Annotated in this window: 25 protein-coding genes and 1 riboswitch; of the genes, 21 read left to right on the plus strand and 4 right to left on the minus strand. The window is 36.7% G+C overall.

What is annotated here, in order from left to right; translation table 11 throughout:
* Window positions 1–122: 122 nt before the first annotated feature.
* Window positions 123–1,907 (plus strand): acyl-CoA dehydrogenase family protein, encoded by a 1,785-nt coding sequence (locus tag COO03_RS02205; RefSeq protein ID WP_097894846.1) that lies wholly within the window; start codon window positions 123–125, stop codon window positions 1,905–1,907.
* A gap of 173 nt (window positions 1,908–2,080) precedes the next feature.
* On the opposite strand, the gene COO03_RS02210 is transcribed toward COO03_RS02205, so the two are convergent.
* On the minus strand, window positions 2,081–2,473 hold the full coding sequence (locus COO03_RS02210) for a winged helix-turn-helix transcriptional regulator (RefSeq protein ID WP_097894847.1): 393 nt from the start codon (window positions 2,471–2,473) through the stop codon (window positions 2,081–2,083).
* 143 nt (window positions 2,474–2,616) lie between these two features.
* On the opposite strand from COO03_RS02210, the gene COO03_RS02215 reads away from it, so the two are divergent.
* Both COO03_RS02215 and asnB read left to right on the plus strand, forming a co-directional pair.
* On the plus strand, window positions 2,617–3,135 hold the full coding sequence (locus tag COO03_RS02215) for a DJ-1/PfpI family protein (RefSeq protein WP_097894848.1): 519 nt from the start codon (window positions 2,617–2,619) through the stop codon (window positions 3,133–3,135).
* A gap of 383 nt (window positions 3,136–3,518) precedes the next feature.
* On the plus strand, window positions 3,519–5,411 hold the full coding sequence (asnB, locus tag COO03_RS02220) for an asparagine synthase (glutamine-hydrolyzing) (protein ID WP_097894849.1): 1,893 nt from the start codon (window positions 3,519–3,521) through the stop codon (window positions 5,409–5,411).
* Between the two features lie 508 nt (window positions 5,412–5,919).
* On the opposite strand, the gene COO03_RS27395 is transcribed toward asnB, so the two are convergent.
* Window positions 5,920–6,048, minus strand: a complete 129-nt coding sequence (locus COO03_RS27395) for a hypothetical protein (RefSeq protein ID WP_255257279.1) — start codon at window positions 6,046–6,048, stop codon at window positions 5,920–5,922.
* 107 nt (window positions 6,049–6,155) lie between these two features.
* Here COO03_RS27395 and COO03_RS02230 point away from each other — a divergent pair, with 107 nt between their 5' ends.
* From COO03_RS02230 to COO03_RS02255, 5 genes are all read left to right on the plus strand, one after another.
* The gene (locus COO03_RS02230) at window positions 6,156–6,434 is read left to right on the plus strand and encodes a hypothetical protein (protein WP_097894850.1); all 279 of its coding nucleotides are present in this window, start codon (window positions 6,156–6,158) and stop codon (window positions 6,432–6,434) included.
* Between the two features lie 356 nt (window positions 6,435–6,790).
* Window positions 6,791–6,976: a hypothetical protein gene (locus tag COO03_RS02235; protein WP_097894851.1), complete on the plus strand. Its 186-nt coding sequence runs from the start codon at window positions 6,791–6,793 to the stop codon at window positions 6,974–6,976.
* A gap of 13 nt (window positions 6,977–6,989) precedes the next feature.
* A complete protein-coding gene (locus COO03_RS02240) occupies window positions 6,990–7,238 on the plus strand; it encodes a spore coat protein (protein ID WP_097894852.1) in 249 nt (82 codons plus the stop codon).
* Window positions 7,239–7,494: 256 nt separating this feature from the next.
* Window positions 7,495–8,445 carry an L-lactate dehydrogenase gene (locus COO03_RS02250; RefSeq protein ID WP_170958186.1) on the plus strand — a complete coding sequence of 317 codons (951 nt, stop codon included), beginning with the start codon at window positions 7,495–7,497 and terminating at the stop codon, window positions 8,443–8,445.
* 20 nt (window positions 8,446–8,465) lie between these two features.
* Window positions 8,466–9,479: a PTS transporter subunit IIC gene (locus tag COO03_RS02255; RefSeq protein WP_097894854.1), complete on the plus strand. Its 1,014-nt coding sequence runs from the start codon at window positions 8,466–8,468 to the stop codon at window positions 9,477–9,479.
* A 68-nt stretch (window positions 9,480–9,547) separates the two neighbouring features.
* Here COO03_RS02255 and COO03_RS02260 read toward each other — a convergent pair whose 3' ends face one another.
* Entirely contained in the window at window positions 9,548–10,201 is a 654-nt protein-coding gene (locus tag COO03_RS02260) for a phosphatase PAP2 family protein (RefSeq protein ID WP_097894855.1), read from the minus strand.
* 406 nt (window positions 10,202–10,607) lie between these two features.
* On the opposite strand from COO03_RS02260, the gene COO03_RS02265 reads away from it, so the two are divergent.
* Together COO03_RS02265 and gcvH are read left to right on the plus strand one after the other, a co-directional pair.
* Window positions 10,608–10,973: an arsenate reductase family protein gene (locus COO03_RS02265; protein WP_097894856.1), complete on the plus strand. Its 366-nt coding sequence runs from the start codon at window positions 10,608–10,610 to the stop codon at window positions 10,971–10,973.
* Window positions 10,974–11,014: 41 nt separating this feature from the next.
* Entirely contained in the window at window positions 11,015–11,398 is a 384-nt protein-coding gene (gcvH, locus tag COO03_RS02270; protein WP_097894857.1) for a glycine cleavage system protein GcvH, read from the plus strand.
* Between the two features lie 214 nt (window positions 11,399–11,612).
* Here gcvH and COO03_RS26805 read toward each other — a convergent pair whose 3' ends face one another.
* The gene (locus COO03_RS26805) at window positions 11,613–11,765 is read right to left on the minus strand and encodes a hypothetical protein (protein ID WP_170958185.1); all 153 of its coding nucleotides are present in this window, start codon (window positions 11,763–11,765) and stop codon (window positions 11,613–11,615) included.
* A gap of 90 nt (window positions 11,766–11,855) precedes the next feature.
* Here COO03_RS26805 and COO03_RS02280 point away from each other — a divergent pair, with 90 nt between their 5' ends.
* From COO03_RS02280 to sufB, 11 genes are all read left to right on the plus strand, one after another.
* The gene (locus COO03_RS02280) at window positions 11,856–12,200 is read left to right on the plus strand and encodes a toprim domain-containing protein (RefSeq protein WP_000640866.1); all 345 of its coding nucleotides are present in this window, start codon (window positions 11,856–11,858) and stop codon (window positions 12,198–12,200) included.
* Between the two features lie 3 nt (window positions 12,201–12,203).
* On the plus strand, window positions 12,204–12,512 hold the full coding sequence (locus COO03_RS02285; RefSeq protein WP_097894858.1) for a thioredoxin family protein: 309 nt from the start codon (window positions 12,204–12,206) through the stop codon (window positions 12,510–12,512).
* Between the two features lie 151 nt (window positions 12,513–12,663).
* Window positions 12,664–13,008, plus strand: coding sequence for a hypothetical protein (locus COO03_RS02290; RefSeq protein ID WP_097894867.1), 345 nt, complete (start codon window positions 12,664–12,666; stop codon window positions 13,006–13,008).
* 125 nt (window positions 13,009–13,133) lie between these two features.
* A riboswitch (SAM riboswitch) is annotated at window positions 13,134–13,243 on the plus strand.
* 328 nt (window positions 13,244–13,571) lie between these two features.
* Window positions 13,572–14,597 carry a methionine ABC transporter ATP-binding protein gene (locus COO03_RS02300; RefSeq protein ID WP_097894859.1) on the plus strand — a complete coding sequence of 342 codons (1,026 nt, stop codon included), beginning with the start codon at window positions 13,572–13,574 and terminating at the stop codon, window positions 14,595–14,597.
* Window positions 14,590–15,255, plus strand: coding sequence for a methionine ABC transporter permease (locus COO03_RS02305; RefSeq protein WP_097894860.1), 666 nt, complete (start codon window positions 14,590–14,592; stop codon window positions 15,253–15,255). The genes COO03_RS02300 and COO03_RS02305 overlap by 8 nt, the downstream gene beginning before the upstream one ends.
* A gap of 25 nt (window positions 15,256–15,280) precedes the next feature.
* Window positions 15,281–16,096 carry a methionine ABC transporter substrate-binding lipoprotein MetQ gene (metQ, locus tag COO03_RS02310; protein ID WP_097894861.1) on the plus strand — a complete coding sequence of 272 codons (816 nt, stop codon included), beginning with the start codon at window positions 15,281–15,283 and terminating at the stop codon, window positions 16,094–16,096.
* 236 nt (window positions 16,097–16,332) lie between these two features.
* Window positions 16,333–17,118: a Fe-S cluster assembly ATPase SufC gene (gene sufC / locus COO03_RS02315; RefSeq protein ID WP_097894862.1), complete on the plus strand. Its 786-nt coding sequence runs from the start codon at window positions 16,333–16,335 to the stop codon at window positions 17,116–17,118.
* Between the two features lie 15 nt (window positions 17,119–17,133).
* On the plus strand, window positions 17,134–18,426 hold the full coding sequence (gene sufD, locus COO03_RS02320; protein ID WP_097894863.1) for a Fe-S cluster assembly protein SufD: 1,293 nt from the start codon (window positions 17,134–17,136) through the stop codon (window positions 18,424–18,426).
* Window positions 18,426–19,646: a cysteine desulfurase SufS gene (gene sufS / locus COO03_RS02325; RefSeq protein ID WP_097894864.1), complete on the plus strand. Its 1,221-nt coding sequence runs from the start codon at window positions 18,426–18,428 to the stop codon at window positions 19,644–19,646. The genes sufD and sufS overlap by 1 nt, the downstream gene beginning before the upstream one ends.
* The gene (gene sufU / locus COO03_RS02330; protein WP_097894865.1) at window positions 19,636–20,067 is read left to right on the plus strand and encodes a Fe-S cluster assembly sulfur transfer protein SufU; all 432 of its coding nucleotides are present in this window, start codon (window positions 19,636–19,638) and stop codon (window positions 20,065–20,067) included. Before sufS ends, sufU begins: the two co-directional genes overlap by 11 nt.
* A 48-nt stretch (window positions 20,068–20,115) precedes the next feature.
* Entirely contained in the window at window positions 20,116–21,513 is a 1,398-nt protein-coding gene (gene sufB, locus COO03_RS02335) for a Fe-S cluster assembly protein SufB (protein ID WP_097894866.1), read from the plus strand.
* Window positions 21,514–22,136: the final 623 nt, after the last annotated feature.

The following is a 22,136-nucleotide window of genomic DNA, read 5'->3' on the forward strand; positions in this document are numbered from 1 at the left end:
TAGCCGCTGGAACTAGATTACAAAAAAGTGAAAGCAACTAAAGGCCATAAAAAATAAAGGGAGAGCCAGCTTCTCTCAAAATGAGAGAGGCGGCCTATGAAAATATGAAGGAGGAAATTTTCATGGAAAAAATAGTGGGAAATGCAATTAAAGGCGGTAGTTTTTTAATCGATGAGATCACAATGGATCAAGTATTTACACCAGAGGATTACAGCGATGAGCATAAAATGATTGCGAAAACAACAGAGGACTTTATCGTAAATGAAGTTCTCCCGGAGCTTGAATATTTAGAGCAGCATGAGTTTGACCGTTCTGTTCGCTTATTAAAAGAAGCTGGAGAGCTTGGATTATTAGGTGCTGATGTACCAGAAGAGTACGGCGGAATTGGTCTTGATAAAGTTAGCTCAGCGTTAATTGCAGAGAAATTCTCTCGCGCTGGCGGCTTCGCGATTACACATGGTGCTCACGTTGGGATCGGATCGTTACCAATCGTATTATTTGGTAACGAAGAGCAAAAGCAAAAATATTTACCAGCGTTAGCAACAGGTGAAAAATTAGCTGCATACGCATTAACTGAGCCAGGTTCTGGATCTGATGCATTAGGTGCAAAAACAACGGCTCGCTTAAATGCGGAAGGTACACACTACGTATTAAATGGTGAAAAACAATGGATTACAAACTCTGCTTTCGCTGACGTATTTGTTGTATATGCAAAAATAGATGGCGAGCACTTCTCGGCATTTATCGTAGAGAAAGAATACCCAGGCGTATCAACAAGCCCCGAAGAAAAGAAAATGGGTATTAAATGTTCTTCTACTCGTACGTTAATTTTAGAAGATGCATTAGTACCGAAAGAAAATGTACTTGGTGAAATTGGTAAGGGTCATGTTATTGCCTTTAACATTTTAAATATCGGCCGTTATAAATTAGGCGTTGGTACAGTTGGTTCTTCTAAACGTGCATTAGAAATTTCAGCACAATATGCAAATCAACGTCAACAATTTAAGCAACCAATCGCTCGTTTCCCATTAATTCAAGAAAAACTTGCAAATATGGCAGCGAAAATCTATGCAGCTGAAAGCTCTGTATATCGTACAGTAGGTTTATTTGAAAGCCGCATGAGCACATTATCCGAAGAAGAAGTAAAAGACGGAAAAGCTGTTGCAGCTTCTATTGCTGAATATGCAATTGAGTGCTCTTTAAATAAAGTATTCGGTTCTGAAGTATTAGATTACGTAGTAGATGAAGGCGTTCAAATCCACGGTGGTTACGGATTTATGGCAGAGTATGAGATTGAAAGAATGTACCGCGATTCTCGTATTAACCGTATTTTCGAAGGAACAAACGAAATTAACCGTTTAATCGTACCAGGTACGTTCTTACGTAAAGCAATGAAAGGTGAATTACCACTTCTGCAAAAAGCACAAAAATTACAAGAAGAGTTAATGATGATGATGCCAGAAGAAGTGGGCGATGAGCCATTAGCGCTTCAAAAATATTTAGTAGGTAACGCGAAGAAAATTGGCTTAATGGTAGCTGGATTAGCTGCTCAAAAATACGGTAAAGCATTAGACAAAGAACAAGAAGTTCTTGTTAACATTGCGGATATCGTAAGCAACTTATATGCAATGGAATCAGCTGTTCTTCGTACAGAAAAAGCAATTAAAGCAACTGGTCTTGAAAAGAATAAACAAAAAGTGTTATACACTGAAGTATTCTGTCAAGAAGCATTCAACCAAATCGAAGCAGATGCAAAAGAAACAATTATCGCAGTTGAAAACGGTGATATGCTGCGCATGATGTTATCAGCGCTTCGCAAATTCACTCGTTACACGCCGCTTAATGTAATTCCGAAGAAACGTGAAATTGCTGCGAAGATTTTAGAAGAAGAGCGTTATACAGTTTAATTTTTAATAAAAATGAAGGAGCTGGCTTGAAGGTCAACTCCTTTGTTTTGTGTGTTTGTCTGAAAATTAAGATGTGAATCTTTGATTAAGAATCTGCAGTTATTTTTTGTTCCCATTGTATATTTGCACCACAACCTAAAAACACCGCATAATTATATTGTCTTGGATTTACTTTATTGATCTTTTGATTCTGAAAAACTTAATTCTCCTTTAATTTCTATCATTCGTTTTTTTCCCCATTCATACATCATTTCAACTATAGGTAGCAAAGTCATTCCGAGTTCAGTCATAGAGTATTCAACTTTTGGGGGAGACTCTGGGAACACTTCCCTGCGGATAATTCCATCTTCTGCAAGTTCACGTAATTGATTAGTTAATATTTTGTGAGATATTTTAGGGAAAAGTCTTTGAAGATCACTAAAACGATGTGGTCCTTCTACACCCAGGTGCCACAAAATAACTACTTTCCACTTCCCGCTAAGTACAGACAAAGTAAGTTCTTTTTCACAATTAAAATCACCATTTAATATCTTCTTTTTAATGTCTTCTCGTAATGTATCTGACATGTCTTCTTAACTCCTTATTTTCTTACGATAGTAACTTTTTGGTAACCTTCGTACAAAAAAGTGCAGTCTTCACAGTGTGAATAATTGAGGTTAAACTATATTTAATCTTAAAATTATTTTTATTTAGAGGAGATAAACACACAATGAATAAAAACGCATTATTTATTATACCACCAGATCGCTTTAATGAAGATGAATTATTTCATCCAAAAGAAGTATTAGAAAATGCAGGAGTTAAAGTGACGATTGCAAGTACCAAAATTGGTGAAATTACAGGAGATAATCAAGGGAAGACAAAAGCAGAGGTTATTTTCTCTGAAGTTCCAGTAAATGATAACGATATTATAGCTGTTATTGGCGGTTCTGGCACTATAGATCATCTATGGGAAAATCAAACATTGATAAGTTATTTGAAGCAAGCTTATGAGCAGAAAATTCTTGTAACAGGAATTTGTGCTGGCTCTGTTGTAATAGCCCAAACTGGTTTACTTTCCGGACGACAAGCAACATGTTATCCAGTAGATGTGATGATTAATGCATTGAAAGATAATAATGTAGAATATGTTGCACAACATGTTATTGCTCATAGTGATATTATAACAAGTGACGGTCCAGAGGGTGCTAAAGAGTTTGGGAAAAGCTTAGTTAAAGCACTAATCTAATTTTTATATTTAATTTTGAGCAATTTGTGCGGATCCCTTAGGAACTTACTTTCTAATGCTTCTTTAGATAGAGTGTTCTATTTTAAAAAAAAGATTTTGGAATACTCAAAATAAAGATTCCAAGATGAAAAAGTACTCATTCATGAGTTTATCCAGCAACTAGCTATTTCAGTTGCTGGATAAATTCAATCAACACACTAAAGATGGTTGTATTTGTAGGGTTATTGCTAACAAACTACATAAATCAAAATAGTGCCTTCAATATGTTACAAAAGAACGAATGTCCTTGCTTTATTCGAAATTCATGGTAAGGATTACTTTATCTATGTTCATACCTAAGGTGATATTTTGTAAAAGGAATTTTTTAGAGAGAAGGTAACAGTATGTGTGGCTTTGTAGGTTGCTTATATGATAAACCTAGAGAACTTTCAACTGAGGATATTGTACAGTTTGAGATGATGAATTCAATGATTCTTCACCGTGGACCAGATGATGAAGGCTATTTCCGCGATGAACATGTACAATTTGGCTTCCGTCGCTTGAGCATTATTGACTTAAAGGCTGGCCATCAGCCATTGACATATGAAAATGAGCGATATGTGATTATTTTTAATGGCGAAATTTATAACTATGTAGAACTTCGAAATATGCTTTTGGAAAAAGGGGCTACATTTTCAACGCAATCAGATACAGAAGTACTAATTGCTTTATATGCAAAAATGAAGGAAAAGTGTGTAGATTACTTGCGTGGCATGTTTGCATTTGTAATTTGGGATCGTGAAGAAAAGCGTTTATTCGGTGCACGTGATCATTTTGGTATTAAACCATTGTTTATTGCACAAGAAGAAGAGATGATTTATTTTGCATCTGAAAAGAAAAGCATTCTTCATGCATTGAGGGATAAAGGTATAAACATTTCATCTTTACATCATTATTTTACTTATCAATATGCACCAGAACCACAATCTTTAAATAAGGAGATTAATAAGCTAGAGCCAGGACACTATTTTGTTAAAGAACCTGGGAAAGAAATTTCCTTCCATCGCTACTGGAAGCCATATTTTAATGCTTCTAATGTGTCAAAAGAGGGTCATATCAAAAAGATTCGTGATGTATTATATGATTCTGTAAAATTGCATATGCGAAGCGATGTTCCTGTTGGATCCTTTTTATCTGGCGGGATCGATTCCTCAATTGTTGTATCTATTGCAAAAGAGTTTAACCCTAATTTGCTTACATTCTCTGTAGGTTTTGAACATGAGGGTTTTAGTGAAATTGATGTGGCAAAGGAAACAGCAGACAAAATCAATGTGAAAAATTATAGCGTTCTTGTAACACCAGAAGAATTTATGAATGAATTTCCAAAAATTATGTGGCATATGGACGATCCATTGGCGGATCCAGCCGCTGTTCCGTTATACTTTGTAGCAAAAGAAGCACGTAAGCATGTCAAAGTAGTTTTATCTGGTGAAGGGGGTGATGAATTATTCGGTGGTTATAATATTTATCGTGAACCGAATTCATTAAAGTTATTTCAGTACATTCCATCATCAGGAAAACGCGCTCTAAAAGCATTGAGTGGTGCATTACAAACAGGCTTCAAAGGAAAAAGTTTCATTGAACGTGGCTGTACACCTATCGAAGAGCGTTACTATGGAAATGCAAAAATCTTCAGGGAAAGTGAAAAAGAGGAGCTTATGCAAAACTACAGTAATGCTGTAAACTACATGGACATAACCAAACCTTTGTACAATGAGATACGTTCTTATAATGATGTAAGCAAGATGCAATATATTGATATGTTTACTTGGCTACGTGGTGATATACTTGTAAAGGCAGATAGAATGACATTGGCACATTCCTTAGAACTTCGCGTTCCATTTTTAGATAAGGAAGTGTTCGATGTTGCATCAAAGATTCCAGATGATTTAAAAATTGCAAATGGAACAACAAAATTTCTTCTACGCGAAGCAGTAAAAGGTATTGTTCCGGATCATGTGTTAAAACGTAAAAAACTAGGGTTTCCTGTACCAATTCGTCATTGGTTAAAGAATGAAATGTATGATTGGGCTGTAAATATTATTACAGAAAGTCAGACTGATCATTTAATTAATAAGCAATACGTTTTGAAATTGCTCGAAGCACACTGTATTGGAAAAGGGGATTATAGCCGTAAAATTTGGACAGTTTTATCATTTATGGTATGGCATCAAATTTATATAGAACATAAATTTGACACAAGTACATTTCGTGGAACCATAAAACAATATATATAGACATATAGGGTGAATTTAGAATCCCTTGTAGTGATGGATATCTCTTAACGTTTTACTGTATGAAATCCACCCTTTATTAACCAGTACGAAGAAATAGAGCTGTCATCATCTTTTCAGTTAAAGGACTGTTTATTAGAGGATGAACAAACGTTAAAACACTTGCCTATTCTTTTGAAAAACGAATAAAAACAAAAAACAAGATGTTAAAGTCACGCATCTTGTTTTTTATTTTTTAACTCTAATCTTATTTTCTCTGTCGTAGGGATGTAGAACCAAACACATAGGCCTGCTAAGTCTTGTGAACGATATTTACTTTTTGTTGAACATATCCTACTTTTCTAGCTAACTGATCTAAAGCATATGGTGACATATGTCGATGAAGCTTATTAGAAAGCAATTGTAATTCATCAGAAGTTGATAGGCCATCCTCTCGTTTTGAATTTATGCCGAAAGAATAGTGTTCTTTTCGTTAATGTTAAGCTTTCAATTGGAAAGCTAAGTAAAGATATTATTTTGCAGGCTTTAGAAACGTATATATCGCTAATAAGAAGCCAAACAAAATAAAGACTTGAGCATCTTGACTAGGACCCGGATCATAACTTTTTTGAATGTCTGTAAGGAATTCATGTGTTTTCATTTTACTATCTCCTTTTTTGATAGTGATTTGCAATGAGAAATATCATCTAGTTCATTTGCTGTAATAGAAAAACGAAGACGACCATCATAAATACGAAAGATAACGGAATGACAAAGGTTAAGAAGCGTTTTAAAGGCACAGCCTTAAATTTAGGTGAAGCAATGATAAAGGATAAGGTGAAAGAGAGAATTGCTGTGATTGCAAAGGCGAAGAACAAGCTTAAATTTGAATCTTTTTCCATAAAATATGCAGAGCCTACTCGTCCTATTAAGGTGCTAGCAAGTGTTATTCCTAATAGGAAAAAGATGTATTTAAAAGATACTTTCTTTATATTACTTGTAGCATGCATTTTTACTCCCCCTTTATTAATTATGACTAATAGATGACGTCTAATAGTCTGATAAGAACGGAAGTTCAAATTTTTTTAATTATTTAATTATAATATATTAATTAAGTTTAAGAAACAATGAATTTTTCATAATATGTAAAATTGTATATTTTCCTTTTTAGCTTTATAAAATTATAGATTTTCAGTGGGAGAGATGAATGGTAACATTCATCTTTTGTTTTTTGCATTGCTCCTTGTGTGTAGTAGGAATCCATATCTCAAATTTCAGCGGAAGTAAAGGAGTTAGATTAGGAACAAGAAATTAAATATCTTATACCGTCATTTCTCGTGCATACAATCCAAAAACAAATAAATACTAAATGGTGAATGAACAAAGAAAGGAAGGTTTTTATTATGCCAAACTTAACAGAGCTGGAGCTTGAAAATTTACGCCATCTTATTGGGGGACATACAACAGTTGCAAATAAATTAGATCAGTATGCACAGCAGTGTACAGATCCTCAATTAAAACAAATGCTACAGCAAGATGCGCAAGCTGCAAGAAATACAAAACAACAATTAATGTCCTTTTTAGGCTAGGAGGGTATCGATTATGAACGAAAAAGATATGGTTAACGATTATTTAGCAGGATTAAACGCTAGTTTGACTAAATATGCGAATTACATAGCAGAGTCGAATAATGAACAGTTACATCAAACGTTGATTCACATTCGCAATCAAGATGAACTAAGGCAGCGTAATGTATATGAATATGCGTTACAAAAAGGACATTATAAGCCAGCTGCTCCTGCAAATCCAGCGGTTGTTCAGCAATTGAAAAGTCAATTAAGTGCACAATAATACACAAAAAAGAGAGTGAATATTCATCTGATATTCGCTCTCTTTTTTATTTATCTATATATGTCAATAAATACGCATAAAATATTTTTTTAGTTGTAACAAATATGACGAAACATAGTAGAGGATGTCACAAAATAGACATAAACTTTGTTCAATATTTCACAAACTATCCATGGTTTCTACAGTGTAAATCTCTATAATGAAAAGTGTAAATAACAAAATAAATAGATTACATAATCAATTAGGGGAGATTGTTATGAATAGAAACACAAGAAAAATCGCTATTATTGGTACAGGGTTAGTTGGATCAAGTTGTGCGTATTCGATTGTGAATCAAGGCATCTGTGAAGAATTGGTATTAGTTGATATAAATCATGAACGTGCAGTTGGCGAAGCGATGGACCTATCGCACTGCATTAACTTTACAAATACAAGAACAAAAGTATATGCAGGCGATTATGGAGACTGCAAAGATATGGACATTGTGATTATTACAGCAGGTCCAGCACCAAAACCGGGACAAAGTCGTTTGGATACTTTAGGAGCAAGTGCAAAGATTATGGAAAGTGTGGTAGGGGGTGTAATAGGAAGCGGATTTGATGGCATCTTCTTAATCGCATCCAATCCAGTCGATATTATTACGTATCAAGTTTGGGAATTGTCTGGTTTACCAAGAAATCGTGTGCTTGGTACAGGTACATCATTAGACTCTTCACGCCTAAGAACAATTTTATCTGAAATGCTTGAAGTTGATCCTCGTAGCATTCAAGGTTATTCATTAGGAGAACATGGTGATTCTCAAATGGTTGCTTGGTCTCATGTTACAGTCGGTGGAAAACCAATCTTGCAAATTTTAGAAGAGCAAAAAGAACGTTTTGGTGAAATTGATTTAGATGAAATTGTTGAGAAAACTGCGAAAGCTGGTTGGGAAATTTATAAACGTAAAGGAACTACTTATTACGGTATTGGGAACTCGTTAGCTTATATTGCACAATCAATCTTTAATGATGATCATCGCGTAATTGCTGTTTCAGCAATTTTAGATGGTGAATATGGCGAATATGATATTTGCACAGGTGTACCATGTATTATTACAAGAGATGGTGTGAAAGAAGTTGTAGAACTAAACTTAACAGAATCCGAAGAAAGCCGATTTGCAAAATCTAATGATATTTTACGTGATTACATGAAAACAATCGGTTATTAAAATAGGAGAAGGTGAAACAGATGAAGGAATATATTATGTCTCGTGTATTCAAAGGTTCTGCCGGAATTGCACAAGGTATTTTCGTATCCCTTGGAATTGGTTTACTTATCGAAAATATAGGAAGAATTGTTGATATTCCAATGTTAATTACAATTGGAGTTGTAGCAAAATCACTTATGGCACCAGCAATTGGAGCAGGGATTGCTTTTATGCTTGGAGCAAACGGACTTGTCATTTTCTCAGCAATGGTTGCAGGAGCGATTGGAGCAGGGTCCATTTCAATCACTGAAGCCGGTTTAATCATTAAAACTGGTGAGCCAATCGGTGCGTTAATAACAGCGACTTTAGCGGTTTATATTGGTAAACGATTAAGCGGAAAAACAGCTTTAGATATGATGCTCGTTCCATTTGCAGCAATATTAGGCTCAGGCATAGTCGGTATTTGGTTAGCTCAAAATATTAGCCCTGTTTTAAATATAGTTGGAGCGTTTATTAAAGATAGCTCAGCTGGTAGCCCATTTATTGCTTCTGTCGTACTTTCAGTTGTTTGGGGACTATTACTTATTTCTCCAGCATCATCAGCTGCTCTAGCAATTGCGCTTAGTCTAGACGGTGTTGCAGGGGGGGCTGCACTTGCAGGATGTGTAGCTCAATTTATCGGATTCGCTGTTATCTCTGCGAAAGAAAATAACTTAGGTGGTATTTTAGCACAGGCGCTTTGTACTCCAAAAGTACAGTTGCCGAACATTACTAAAAATCCAATGATTCTCGTCCCAACTGTCGTCGCCAGTGCCATTGTGGGCCCTGTATCTGCACTTCTCTTCCATTTGGAAGCAGGTAAAGAAATCGCAGGTCTTGGGTTAAGTTCTCTTATTGCACCAATTAATTTAATTTCTAGCCAAGGATTAAGTGTTGTCCCAGCGTTGGTCATCACTTATATCGTAATCCCAGTAGCTGTTTCTTATATACTTTACATGGTACTAAGAAAAGCAGGTCGTATCCATGCCGGTGATATGACTGTACCACAATCTTAATGTAATACACTGAAAATCTCCTTTATATAGATAAAAGCAGACTGAAGAAGCCACAGTCTGCTTTTTTATTATAGTTTATAAGTTTGTCTTGCAGGAATTGTAACAGTGTCTTTTCGGTTCACTAGCAGTAGTTGCACACCGAAGTACAGAGTACTTGCAACTGCCATACCAGAAACCGCATCTAAGAAGGCATGTTGTTTTGTAAATAACGTAGATAGAATAATGAGTGTACCAAAGAAAGTAAGAATCAAATATTCCCATATGTGTTGTTCTCTTCGCTTATAAGCAACTAACATAATTACGAATGTTGTGAGAACATGGATGCTAGGAAAACAGTTTACAGGTTGATCAATACTATAAATATAGCGAACTAACTCAGAGAATGCATCTGTTCCTACAACTGTTGGACGCGGTACAGTAGTTTGCCAAAAGTAGTAAATAGAAAAACAAGTCAGCTTCCCAAGAATCACGCTGCTTAGTGCTACGTAATATTGCTTGCGATCAGTAAAACAGTAATAAATGAGTGCGCCGTATAAGTATGGAAACCAAAGTAAATACGGAATAATAAATGCCTTTACAAACGGAATCCAATCATCAACTATTGTTGTAACATCAACGGCATGAACGCCAGATTTATTCAGTACATCGTAAAGGGGGCTTACAAGTACGAGTAGAAGTATATAACTTAATGGAAGAAAAGATGAAAGCTTAGATTTTTTCATAATGATCTCCTATGTTTTAGTAATGTAAGCAAATTCAATTGATTATAATATAGAAAATCAAAATGGGCTATCGATTTTACTTACATTTTTTTGAATCAACCTTACATTTTTGTCACTTGACTCTGGGAATGGGGGAGATTAGATATGGGACGTTCGTTTCGTTTTTGTTTTCTTACTTTTTATTCATTTAAATAAACGTTTGTTTAAGATATATGTTCGGGTTCCGTATACACAGTGAATCGGGAGAGAAAAATTTTATAGATAGAAATGGCGGAAAATAAGGAAAATTTGCAGGATAAAAGAAAATTGTGACGAAATAAGTTAAAGTTTGGAGAATAATCGTTTGAAATAATAAAACGTTTTCTATATGATAAGGGTAAAGGTTAGTAAAAAAGTAGGTGAATTTATGACAGTAACATTTTATTCATACCCAAAGTGTGGCACATGCCAAAAAGCAAAAAAATGGTTCGAGGCAAACGATGTAGCATATGAGATGATTCATATTGTTGAAAATCCACCGTCAAAAGAAGATTTACGTAATTTACATGTGAAAAGTGAATTGCCATTAAAAAAATTCTTTAATACAAGTGGAATGCGTTACCGCGAGCTTGGCTTAAAAGATAAATTAAAGGATGCAAGTGAAGACGAAATGTTTGAACTTTTAGCATCTGATGGCATGTTGATTAAACGTCCAATCGTAACAGATGGAACGAATGTAACACTTGGTTTTAACGAAGAGCAGTTTGAAAGTGTGTGGAAAAAGTACCAATAAGGTATTTTTACATAATTAATACATTCACTGGAGGTACAGTCATGAGCATTCCAAATCATTTACGTTACTCTGAAGAACACGAATGGGTAAAAACTGAAGGCAACGAGGTTGTTATCGGTATTACTCATTTTGCACAAAGTGAGTTAGGCGACATCGTATTCGTTGAACTTCCTGAAGTAGGTGCAACACTTAAAGCTGACGAGCCATTCGGAAGCGTAGAATCTGTTAAAACAGTTTCTGAATTATACGCTCCTGTAAGTGGTAAAGTTGTAGCAGTAAACGAAGAATTAAGTGACCAGCCAGAACTTGTTAACGAATCTCCATACGAAGGTGCATGGATGGTTAAAATTGAACTTTCTGATGCAAGTGAAGTTGAAAAGTTATTAACTGCAGAACAATACGCAGAAATGACAAACCAAGACTAATTTTAGTTAAATCAAAAAGGACAGCCTATGTGCTGTCCTTTTTATTTTGTATTACGAATGCATATGTGTCAGAAGCTCCATCCCCCTCACATTCTGAACAAACCGCTTCCGCTTTTCTTTGTCTAGCTACGCCTCCTAGCCCCTTCTGTCTAAGAACATTCCGCACAAGAAGATAAAAAGCGTCTTCTGTGCGAAAGAACCTTAGCCAACGGGTCTAAACAGTCGGCTCCGCTTTTCTTTGATGTCCAGCTCCAGCGGTTAGAATGTTCGGTGGCTTCGCTTCTTCCAGCGAGGCAAAAAGCGCCTCTACGTCAGAAGCTCCATCCCCCTCACATTCTGAACGAACCGCTTCCGCTTTTCTTTGCAAAAATAAACAGGAAACAACATGAAAATATCGAATATACTATATACTAAAGTAAGGTTATTTTTATAGTATATGGTGATCGGGTGATGACATATGATTTATGTAGAAAAAGTCATTATTGTAGAAGGTAAATCAGATAGAAGAAAGATTGAATCTATTATTCGAGAACCGGTGGAAATTGTTTGCACAAATGGTACAATTGGTTTGTCGAAAATGGATGAGCTCATTGATCAGTTTTTTGATAAAGAAGTATATGTGCTAGTGGATGCTGATGATGCAGGGGAAAAGTTAAGAAAACAATTTCGTAAAGAATTTCCGCAGGCTGAGCATATTTATATTGATCGTTCGTATCGTGAAGTGGCGACTGCGCCATCTTCTCATTTAGCAAACGTACTATGGGGAGCTGACATTGACGTTTATACAGAATATTTACGGTAAGGAATGATAGAAGTGATTGATTGGACAGGTGCTGAAGCTACAGATCTAATAGCAAACCAAGAAAAAACAGTGTTATATGTATATACACCAATGTGTGGAACATGCCAATTAGCAAAGAAGATGTTAACAGTTGTAGAAGCGGCAATATCTGATTTGAAAATTGGGATGTTAGATTTAAACTATGCTCCGCATTTAGCTAGGGAATATGAAATAGAAAGTGTACCGTGTTTACTTGTATTTGAAAATGGGACACTGACGAAGAAAATATATGCATTTCATTCGGTTGAATATTTATATAATGAATTACAATAGGCGGCAAAGTTTTTGCCGCCTCGACATATTTCTTGGGAAATATGCTCTAAAGGCAGCAGTACGCCGTTATTTGTCGAGAGAAAGCAACAGGATTGCTCTTCAGCAGGGTGGAATGGTATTAGTAGAAAGTGATATGAAGGATGTGATTAGAATGGGGTTATATTCGTTGCTTCAATCATTTGTAACTTATGCCAATAACCAATATCATTTAGAGCCGCTTCTAAGACAAGGAGAAAAAACAATTAATATCCGTTTGGGAGATGAGTGTTATTCACTTCAAATTTCAAGAGAGTATATACAAGTTTTGAAGGAAACAAGGGGAACAGAACAAATTGATTGCTTTTTGGAGGAAGACTTGCAACGACTAGTTACCGGAAATATTCGATTACAAACCTTAATTAATAATGGGCGTGTACACTATTCTGGAACGTATCGCACAATGCTATTATTTGAATCTGTATTTCATATATGTAAGCCGATGTCAGTAGGTGCTTAATATTCTGAAGTTTTGTTTTTCACAAAAAAATCTGTTGACATAGCGAATGTATATTGATACAATTCAAGTCATAAAATATAGACAATTTCATAAATTTCAAATCAGACGAAAATTAAATCTGATTTCTCTTATCAAGAGAGGTGGAGGGACTGTGCCCTGTGAAACCCGGCAACCGTCAACTTTTATGTTGAAATGGTGCCAATTCCTGCAAAGCAAATGCTTTGAGAGATGAGAGAAAGGGATCATGTTGATATACGCATAAAACCTTTCTGCTCATTTTACAAGCAGAAAGGTTTTTTTGTTGTTTGAATGAGGAGGACATTTAAGTAACAAAAGGAGCTGTTACATCATTTAGCTATAGCGGCAAGATTTTTGTATTCTGCATAAAAAGATCAACAGAATTTGTTGGAGAAGAGCTAAGCAAGCCAGCTTCAGCAGCTAGAATGTTCGGTGGCTTCGCTTCTTCCTGTGAGGCAAAAAGCGCCTCTACGTTAGGGGGACGGGCGCCCTCTTGTTCTGAGCAAGCCGCTTACGCTTTATAAACAAAAAAGGGGTGATGCACCATGATTCGATTAGAGAATGTAAAGAAAATATATAAGTCAAAAAGCGGTGATGTCACTGCTGTGGATAACGCCAATTTAAAAATAGAGAAAGGTGAAATCTTTGGTGTTATCGGATATAGTGGCGCTGGAAAAAGTTCTTTAATCAGATTATTCAATCAATTGGAGAGACCGACTTCCGGACAGATTACGATAGCTGATCGTGTTATTTCAGCAATTACTGGAAATGAGCTTCGAAAGGCAAGACAAGAAATCGGAATGATTTTTCAGCACTTTAACTTACTTTGGTCACGAACTGTACGTGAAAATATTGCTTTTCCACTTGAAATTGCAGGAGTGGATAAAGCGCAGCGAAGAAAGCGTGTAGATGAGTTAATTCATCTCGTTGGATTAGAAGGAAGGGGCGACGCATATCCATCTCAATTAAGTGGTGGACAAAAGCAGCGTGTTGGAATTGCGAGAGCGTTAGCGAATAATCCAAAAGTACTTTTGTGTGATGAAGCGACATCGGCACTGGATCCAGAAACGACAGATCAAATTTTAGATTTACTATTAGATATTAATAAGCGCCTTGATTTAACAATTGTATTAATTACACATGAAATGCATGTCATTCAAAAAATTTGTAATCGCGTCGCGGTAATGGAAAAAGGAAAAATCGTAGAAAGCGGTCCTGTACTAGATGTATTCCGTAATCCACAGCAGGAAATCACAAAACGATTTGTGCAGCAGTTAACAGATTCTGACGATACAAATGAAGCGATTGAGAGTTTGCTAGAGAAATATCCAGATGGTAAAGTGATTCGTTTGCAGTTTATTGGCGATTCTGTAGAACGTCCAGTACTTCAGAGATTAATGAGACGAGATGATATAGAAGTGAGTGTACTTCAAGGAAATATCGCTCAAACGAACAATGGGTCTTATGGAAATCTAGTTGTTCACTTAAATGGTGAGGAAGCAGCAATCCAGCAAGCGATAGAAGGAATCAATCAGGAGCAAGTAGAGCTGGAGGTGATTGCACATGGATAAGCTACTATCAAACGTTGATTGGAATCAAATGTTAGAAGCAACAGGTGAAACATTATACATGACGGCAATCGCAGTAATTGCCACATTTATTTTCGGTCTTATTTTAGGATTATTACTTTTTATGACAGCCAAGGATAATTTGTGGGAAAACAAGATGGTCCACACTGTGATTGGAGCGTTCGTAAATATTTTTCGTTCCATTCCATTTATCATTTTAATTATTTTATTAATCCCATTTACTAAGATTCTCCTTGGGACAATTCTTGGGGCAAGTGCAGCATTGCCAGCTTTAATTATTGGAGCAGCGCCATTCTATGCAAGGATGGTTGAAATTGCACTTCGTGAAATTGATAAAGGAGTTATTGAAGCTTCAAAAGCAATGGGAGCAAAAACAAGCACAATCATTTGGAAGGTATTGATTCCAGAAGCACTGCCAGCACTAGTATCTGGTATTACAGTAACGGCAATTGCTCTTGTAGGGTATACAGCAATGGCTGGTGTTGTTGGGGCTGGCGGACTCGGTACACTTGCATATTTAGAAGGATTCCAGCGCGGAAATAATGATGTGACAATCGTTGCAACAATTTGTATATTACTTGTTGTTTTCTTTATTCAATGGATTGGGGATTTTGTTACAACTCGAATTGATAAACGATAGATAAAAAGGGAAGGGTGTTTACAATATGAAAAAATTATTACTTACAGCACTTATTACAACGTCAATTTTCGGATTAGCAGCTTGTGGGGGGAAAAGTGACAAAAGTAAGGATGAGCTTGTCGTTGGTGCTTCTAACGTACCGCACGCTGAGATTTTAGAGAAGGCAAAACCGTTACTGGAGAAAAAAGGTATAAAACTAGAAATTAAAAAGTTCCAAGATTACGTACTGCCGAATAAATCGTTAGCGGATAAAAATTTAGATGCAAACTACTTCCAGCATATTCCGTACTTAGAGAAAGAAATGAAAGATAAAAAATATGATTTTGAAGTGGCAGGGAAAATTCATTTAGAGCCAATTGGTGTATATTCTCAAAAGTATAAAAGCTTAAAAGACCTTCCAGACGGAGCAACAATCATTATGAGTAATTCTGTTGCTGACCATGGACGTGGATTAGCAATTTTACAAAAAGAGGGCATTTTAAAAATTAAAGACGGTGTAGAACCTGTTAAAGCAACTACAAAAGATATTGCGGAAAATCCGAAACACTTGAAGTTCAAAACAGACATTGAACCTGGTTTATTGCCACAAGTGTATAACAATAAAGAAGGCGATGCGGTTTTAATTAACTCAAACTATGCGATTGATGCGAAATTAAATCCAGAGAAAGACGCAATTGCAATTGAAGGTAAGGATTCTCCATATGCAAACGTAGTTGTTGTTCGTAAAGGGGATAAAAATAAGAAAGAAATTAAAGCACTTGTAGAAGTATTACATTCCAAAGAAATTCAAGATTTTATTAATAAAGAATATAAGGGAGCTGTACTTCCAGTAAGTGAATAGAAGCAGGAAAGGGCTGGGAAATTTCCAGCCCTTTTTTCTTTATATATATAAGAAGGAAGGTGTATCATAATAGAATGTGAGGGAATAGTTATATACATTTGTGGAAAAATTGTTACTTTTTTTCATTGTTTGCGATATCATTTTATTTGATATAAAATTAGAATGAGAATAAAATGAGAATGTGAATGTTTTAGGAACTTTTAAAATGTATATAGAGGATTAATGGAGGTATTGAGATGGCTGGTTCTACATTAACGGTTAAAGACTTACATGTATCAATCGATGGCAAAGAGATTTTAAAAGGTGTAAACCTTGAAGTGAAAGGTGGAGAAATCCACGCAATTATGGGACCTAACGGAACAGGTAAATCAACTTTATCTTCTGCAATTATGGGCCACCCAAAATATGAAGTAACAGAAGGCAGCATCATCATCGACGGTGAAGATGTATTAGAAATGGAAGTAGATGAGCGCGCACAAGCAGGTCTATTCCTAGCAATGCAATATCCAAGTGAAATTAGCGGAGTAACAAACGCTGACTTCTTACGTTCTGCAATTAATGCACGTCGTGAAGAGGGCGATGAAATTTCTCTTATGAAATTTATCCGTAAATTAGATAAAAACATGGAATTCCTAGAAATGGATCCAGAAATGGCACAACGTTACTTAAACGAAGGTTTCTCTGGCGGTGAGAAAAAACGTAACGAAATTCTTCAATTAATGATGATTGAGCCAAAAATTGCAATCTTAGACGAAATAGACTCTGGTCTTGATATCGACGCATTAAAAGTTGTATCTAAAGGTATTAACGAAATGCGCGGTGAAGAGTTCGGTTGCCTAATGATTACGCATTACCAACGTTTATTAAACTACATCACTCCAGACTTCGTTCACGTTATGATGAACGGTCGTATTGTTAAATCTGGTGGCCCTGAGCTTGCACAACGTCTAGAGTCTGAAGGTTACGACTGGATCAAAAAAGAATTAGGTATTGAAGACGAAACAGCAGAGCAAGAAGCGTAAGAGAGGAGCATAAACATGACAATCGGTACATTACCTTTCGATCAAGAAACAATCCGTCAGCGCGCAAGCGAAGTAAACGAAGCTGCTTGGTTGACTGAGTTCCGCTTACAAGCTCTTGCACAAGCAACTGAACTTCCAATGCCAACGCCTGATAAAACAAAAATTGATAAATGGGACTTTATCGGAAAAGGCGACGCTGCTAAGCAAGAGCCTGTAAGTTCTTTAGCAGAGCTTCCAGAAGCAGTGAAAAACTTAATCGACGAAAATAACAGCGTATTAGTACAACGTGCTGGTACAACTGCATTCGTTTCTTTAGCGAACGAAGCAAAAGAAAAAGGTGTTATTTTCACAGATATCGTAACAGCAGCAACTGAGCATGCTGAATTAGTACAAAAGTATTTAATGAAAGACGGCGTGAAAGTGGATGAGCATCGTTTAACAGCACTTCATGCTGCATTAATCAACGGCGGTGCATTTGTATATGTTCCGAAAAACGTTGTTCTTGAAACACCACTTCAAGCTGTATTCTTAGTAGACGGCGAAGAAGCAAACGTATATAACCACGTATTATTTGTAGCAGATGCAAACAGTTCTGCAACTTATGTAGAAAACTATGTAGCAAACGAAACTGTTACAGGTATTGCAAACATCGTGGCAGAAGTAATTGTAGAACAAGGTGCACAAGTGAAATTTGGTGCAGTTGATCTATTGGCGAAAGATGTAACGACTTACGTAAACCGCCGCGGTGTTGTTGGCCGTGATGGTCGTATTGAGTGGGCGTTAGGTCTTATGAATGATGGAAATACAATTTCAGAGAACGTAACGAACTTAATGGGCGACGGATCATTTGCTGATACAAAAACAGTAACAATTGGCCGTGGTAACCAAACACAAAACTTTACAACTAAAGTTGTTCACTTCGGTAAACACTCTGAAGGATTCATTTTAAAACACGGTGTACAAACAGATAGTGCAACATCTATCTTTAACGGAATTGGTAAGATTGAACACGGTGCATCTAAATCAAATGCACAACAATCTTCTCGCGTTCTTATGTTAAATGAAAAAGCACGCGGTGATGCGAACCCAATTCTTCTAATCGATGAAGACGATGTAATGGCAGGTCACGCAGCTTCTGTAGGCCGCGTAGATCCGGTACAACTATACTACCTAATGAGCCGTGGTATTCCGAAGAAAGAAGCAGAACGTTTAGTCATCCATGGATTCTTAGCACCTGTAGTAAATGAGCTTCCAATTGAAGGAGTAAAAGCGCAGCTTGTTGAGGCAATTGAAAGGAAAGTTCGCTAATGGATATTCATGAAATACGCAAACAGTTTCCAATTCTTGATCAAAAAGTGAACGGCAAACAACTTGTTTATTTCGATAGTGCAGCAACTTCTCAAAAACCAATTCAAGTCATTGGAACGTTAGAGCGTTACTATAAAGAATATAATTCTAACGTGCATCGCGGTGTTCATACGCTCGGTACAAAAGCTACCGATGCGTATGAAGGTGCACGTGAGAAAGTTCGCAAGTTTATTAACGCGAAATCAATGGAAGAAATTATTTTCACGCGTGGAACAACCACTGCATTAAATACAGTAGCAGCAAGCTATGGTCTTGAAAATGTAAAAGAAGGCGATGAAATCGTCATTTCTTACATGGAGCACCATAGTAACATTATCCCGTGGCAACAAGTTGCGAAGAAAACGGGCGCAACATTAAAATATCTTCCGCTTCAGCCGGACGGGACAATCTCATTAGAAGATGCTCGTCAAACAATTACACCGAATACAAAAATCGTTTCTATTATGTATGTGTCTAACGTACTTGGAACGATTAATCCTGTAAAAGAAATTGCAGAAATCGCACATCAAAATGGTGCAATCATGATCGTTGATGGTGCACAAAGTACGCCTCATATGAAAGTGGATGTACAAGATTTAAATTGTGATTTCTATGCATTATCCGCTCATAAAATGTGCGGGCCTACAGGTATCGGCGTATTATATGGTAAGAAGGAATTGCTAGAGAATATGGAGCCAATTGAATTTGGTGGTGAAATGATTGATTTCGTAGACTTACAAGATTCTACGTGGAAAGAACTTCCGTGGAAGTTTGAAGCAGGTACACCGATTATCGGTAATGCAATCGGACTTGGAGCGGCAATTGATTTCCTAGAAGAAATCGGTCTTGATAATATTGAAAAGCATGAACATGAATTAGCGCAGTACGCTTTAGAAAGACTATCAGAAGTAGATGGCGTTACAATTTATGGACCAAAGCATCGCGCTGGTCTTGTTACATTTAATATCGATGAAGTACATCCGCATGATGTGGCGACAGTATTAGATGTAGAAGGCATTGCGGTTCGTGCAGGACATCACTGTGCACAGCCGCTTATGAAGTGGTTAAAAGCTTCTTCGACAGCACGTGCAAGCTTCTATTTATATAATACAAAAGAAGAAATTGATACATTTGTTGAAGCGCTAACGAAAACAAAGGAGTATTTCACAAATGTCTTTTAATAATTTAGATACGTTATATCGTCAAGTTATTATGGATCATTATAAGAATCCTCGTAACCATGGCGTGTTAGAAGATAGTGTTACAGTTAACTTAAACAATCCAACTTGCGGCGATCGTATTCAACTTACGATGAAAGTAGAAGATGGAATTGTACAAGAAGCGAAGTTTGAAGGAGAAGGTTGTTCCATCTCTATGTCTTCAGCTTCGATGATGACGCAAGCAGTAAAAGGAAAGAAAATTGAAGAGGCACTTAAGCTTTCTAAAATTTTCTCTGATATGATGCTAGGAAAAGAGTATGATGACAGCGTAGATTTAGGAGATATTGAGGCATTACAAGGCGTATGCAAGTTTCCAGCACGTATTAAATGTGCAACATTAGCTTGGAAAGCATTAGAAAAAGGCTTACACGAAGATAAGTAATGTAAAAGGTTCCTAAACACGTGGTTATCTAAGGAGGGACATACCAACATGGCGAAGCAAATGCCAGATATCGGCGATTACAAATATGGTTTCAAGGATAAAGACGTTTCGATTTTCCGTGCAGGACGCGGCTTAACAAAAGAAATCGTTGAAGAGATTTCACGTATGAAAGAAGAACCACAGTGGATGTTAGACTTCCGTTTAAAATCACTGGATAAGTTCTACGAAATGCCAATGCCACAATGGGGCGGCGACTTAAACGACTTAGATTTCGATGAAATTACGTACTACGTAAAACCATCTGAGAAATCTGAGAAGTCTTGGGATGAAGTACCTGATGAAATTAAAGCTACCTTTGATAAATTAGGTATTCCAGAAGCTGAGCAAAAATATTTAGCTGGTGTATCCGCACAGTACGAATCTGAAGTTGTATATCACAACATGAAAGAGGACCTAGAAGCTCTAGGAATCGTCTTCAAAGATACAGATAGCGCATTAAAAGAGAACGAAGATATTTTCCGTGAGCATTTTGGAAAAGTAATCCCACCAACTGACAACAAATTCTCAGCATTAAACTCTGCAGTTTGGTCTGGTGGATCATTCATCTACGTTCCAAAAGGTGTAAAAGTTGATACACCACTTCAAGCGTATTTCCGTATTAACTCTGAAAATATGGGACAATTCGAGCGTACGCTTATTATCGTAGACGAAGGCGCACACGTACACTACGTAGAAGGTTGTACAGCACCTGTTTACACAACAAATTCACTGCACAGTGCAGTAGTAGAAATCATCATTAAGAAAGATGCATATTGCCGTTATACAACAATCCAAAACTGGGCGAACAACGTATACAACCTAGTTACAAAACGTGCTGTTTGTGAAGCAAACGCAACGATGGAATGGATTGATGGTAACATCGGATCTAAATTAACGATGAAATACCCAGCAGTTATCTTAAAAGGCGAAGGCGCTCGTGGTTTAACATTATCTATCGCGATTGCTGGTAAAGGTCAACACCAAGATGCTGGTGCGAAAATGATTCACTTAGCACCAAACACATCTTCAACAATCGTTTCTAAATCGATTGCAAAACATGGTGGTAAAGTAACGTACCGTGGTATCGTACACTTCGGACCAAAAGCGACAAACTCTCGCTCTAACATCGAATGTGATACATTAATCATGGATAATCAATCTACATCTGATACAATTCCTTACAACGAGATCAAAAACGATCACGTTTCACTTGAGCACGAAGCAAAAGTATCAAAAGTATCAGAAGAACAATTATTCTACCTAATGAGCCGCGGTATTTCTGAGCAAGAAGCTACAGAAATGATCGTAATGGGCTTCATCGAGCCATTCACTCGCGAACTTCCAATGGAATACGCAGTTGAAATGAACCGTCTAATCAAATTTGAGATGGAAGGTTCTATCGGTTAAATAGAAATGCGGAGCCGACTGTTCAGACCCTTTGGCTAAGGTTCTTTCGCACAGAAGATGCTTTTTATCTTCTGGTGCGGAAGGTTCTTAGCCATGAGGGTCTAGGAGGCGAAGCTGGACAGTATTAAAAGTGGAAGCGGCTCGTTCAGAATGTGAGGGGGATGGAGCTTCTGACGTAGAGGCGTTCTTTGCCTCGCAGGAAGAAGCGAAGCCACCGAACATTCTAGCCGCTGGAACTGGATAATGAAAGAAAAGTAGAAGCGCCCTGTTTACAGGGCGTTTTTTCATTGGGAGCAAATATATCGGCGCTTCGACACGATATAAAGTGAAGTTTCCATAAGTAATGCTTTTCTCACTGATGGTTAGTTGAACTAATCGGGCTTTTTCATACGATATTTACTTTGTCAGAACGCTCGAACAAGTAAAAAGGATCGGGCGCATGAAAGCCGATGAAAAACTATCTAGTTTGAGTAAGTGAAAAAAATTTATCAATATACGAAAATCGTTATTTTATGATATAATTTTTTTAAAGAAAGGAGTTGAGTTTTTTGAAAATTATAAATAACATCAAGGTAATAAAATTTCTAGTATGTTTATTAGTTGGTTTATGCACTATTAATTAT

The organism is Bacillus sp. AFS098217, from assembly GCF_002551815.1.
GTDB lineage: Bacteria > Bacillota > Bacilli > Bacillales > Bacillaceae_G > Bacillus_A.

Bases quoted from the DNA above. Each gene is read 5' to 3' on its own strand.
- sufB (WP_097894866.1), top strand. From the start codon at position 20,116: ATGGCGAAGCAAATGCCAGATATCGGCGATTACAAATATGGTTTCAAG.
- sufS (WP_097894864.1), top strand. From the start codon at position 18,426: ATGGATATTCATGAAATACGCAAACAGTTTCCAATTCTTGATCAAAAA.
- gcvH (WP_097894857.1), top strand. From the start codon at position 11,015: ATGAGCATTCCAAATCATTTACGTTACTCTGAAGAACACGAATGGGTA.
- COO03_RS02215 (WP_097894848.1), top strand. From the start codon at position 2,617: ATGAATAAAAACGCATTATTTATTATACCACCAGATCGCTTTAATGAA.
- COO03_RS02290 (WP_097894867.1), top strand. From the start codon at position 12,664: ATGGGGTTATATTCGTTGCTTCAATCATTTGTAACTTATGCCAATAAC.
- sufD (WP_097894863.1), top strand. From the start codon at position 17,134: ATGACAATCGGTACATTACCTTTCGATCAAGAAACAATCCGTCAGCGC.
- COO03_RS02265 (WP_097894856.1), top strand. From the start codon at position 10,608: ATGACAGTAACATTTTATTCATACCCAAAGTGTGGCACATGCCAAAAA.
- COO03_RS02255 (WP_097894854.1), top strand. From the start codon at position 8,466: ATGAAGGAATATATTATGTCTCGTGTATTCAAAGGTTCTGCCGGAATT.
- COO03_RS02260 (WP_097894855.1), bottom strand. From the start codon at position 10,201: ATGAAAAAATCTAAGCTTTCATCTTTTCTTCCATTAAGTTATATACTT.
- COO03_RS02300 (WP_097894859.1), top strand. From the start codon at position 13,572: ATGATTCGATTAGAGAATGTAAAGAAAATATATAAGTCAAAAAGCGGT.
- COO03_RS02235 (WP_097894851.1), top strand. From the start codon at position 6,791: ATGCCAAACTTAACAGAGCTGGAGCTTGAAAATTTACGCCATCTTATT.
- sufU (WP_097894865.1), top strand. From the start codon at position 19,636: ATGTCTTTTAATAATTTAGATACGTTATATCGTCAAGTTATTATGGAT.
- COO03_RS02230 (WP_097894850.1), top strand. From the start codon at position 6,156: ATGACAAAGGTTAAGAAGCGTTTTAAAGGCACAGCCTTAAATTTAGGT.
- COO03_RS02240 (WP_097894852.1), top strand. From the start codon at position 6,990: ATGAACGAAAAAGATATGGTTAACGATTATTTAGCAGGATTAAACGCT.
- COO03_RS02205 (WP_097894846.1), top strand. From the start codon at position 123: ATGGAAAAAATAGTGGGAAATGCAATTAAAGGCGGTAGTTTTTTAATC.
- COO03_RS02280 (WP_000640866.1), top strand. From the start codon at position 11,856: ATGATTTATGTAGAAAAAGTCATTATTGTAGAAGGTAAATCAGATAGA.
- COO03_RS27395 (WP_255257279.1), bottom strand. From the start codon at position 6,048: ATGAAAACACATGAATTCCTTACAGACATTCAAAAAAGTTATGATCCG.
- asnB (WP_097894849.1), top strand. From the start codon at position 3,519: ATGTGTGGCTTTGTAGGTTGCTTATATGATAAACCTAGAGAACTTTCA.
- COO03_RS02210 (WP_097894847.1), bottom strand. From the start codon at position 2,473: ATGTCAGATACATTACGAGAAGACATTAAAAAGAAGATATTAAATGGT.
- metQ (WP_097894861.1), top strand. From the start codon at position 15,281: ATGAAAAAATTATTACTTACAGCACTTATTACAACGTCAATTTTCGGA.
- COO03_RS02285 (WP_097894858.1), top strand. From the start codon at position 12,204: ATGATAGAAGTGATTGATTGGACAGGTGCTGAAGCTACAGATCTAATA.
- sufC (WP_097894862.1), top strand. From the start codon at position 16,333: ATGGCTGGTTCTACATTAACGGTTAAAGACTTACATGTATCAATCGAT.
- COO03_RS02250 (WP_170958186.1), top strand. From the start codon at position 7,495: ATGAATAGAAACACAAGAAAAATCGCTATTATTGGTACAGGGTTAGTT.
- COO03_RS02305 (WP_097894860.1), top strand. From the start codon at position 14,590: ATGGATAAGCTACTATCAAACGTTGATTGGAATCAAATGTTAGAAGCA.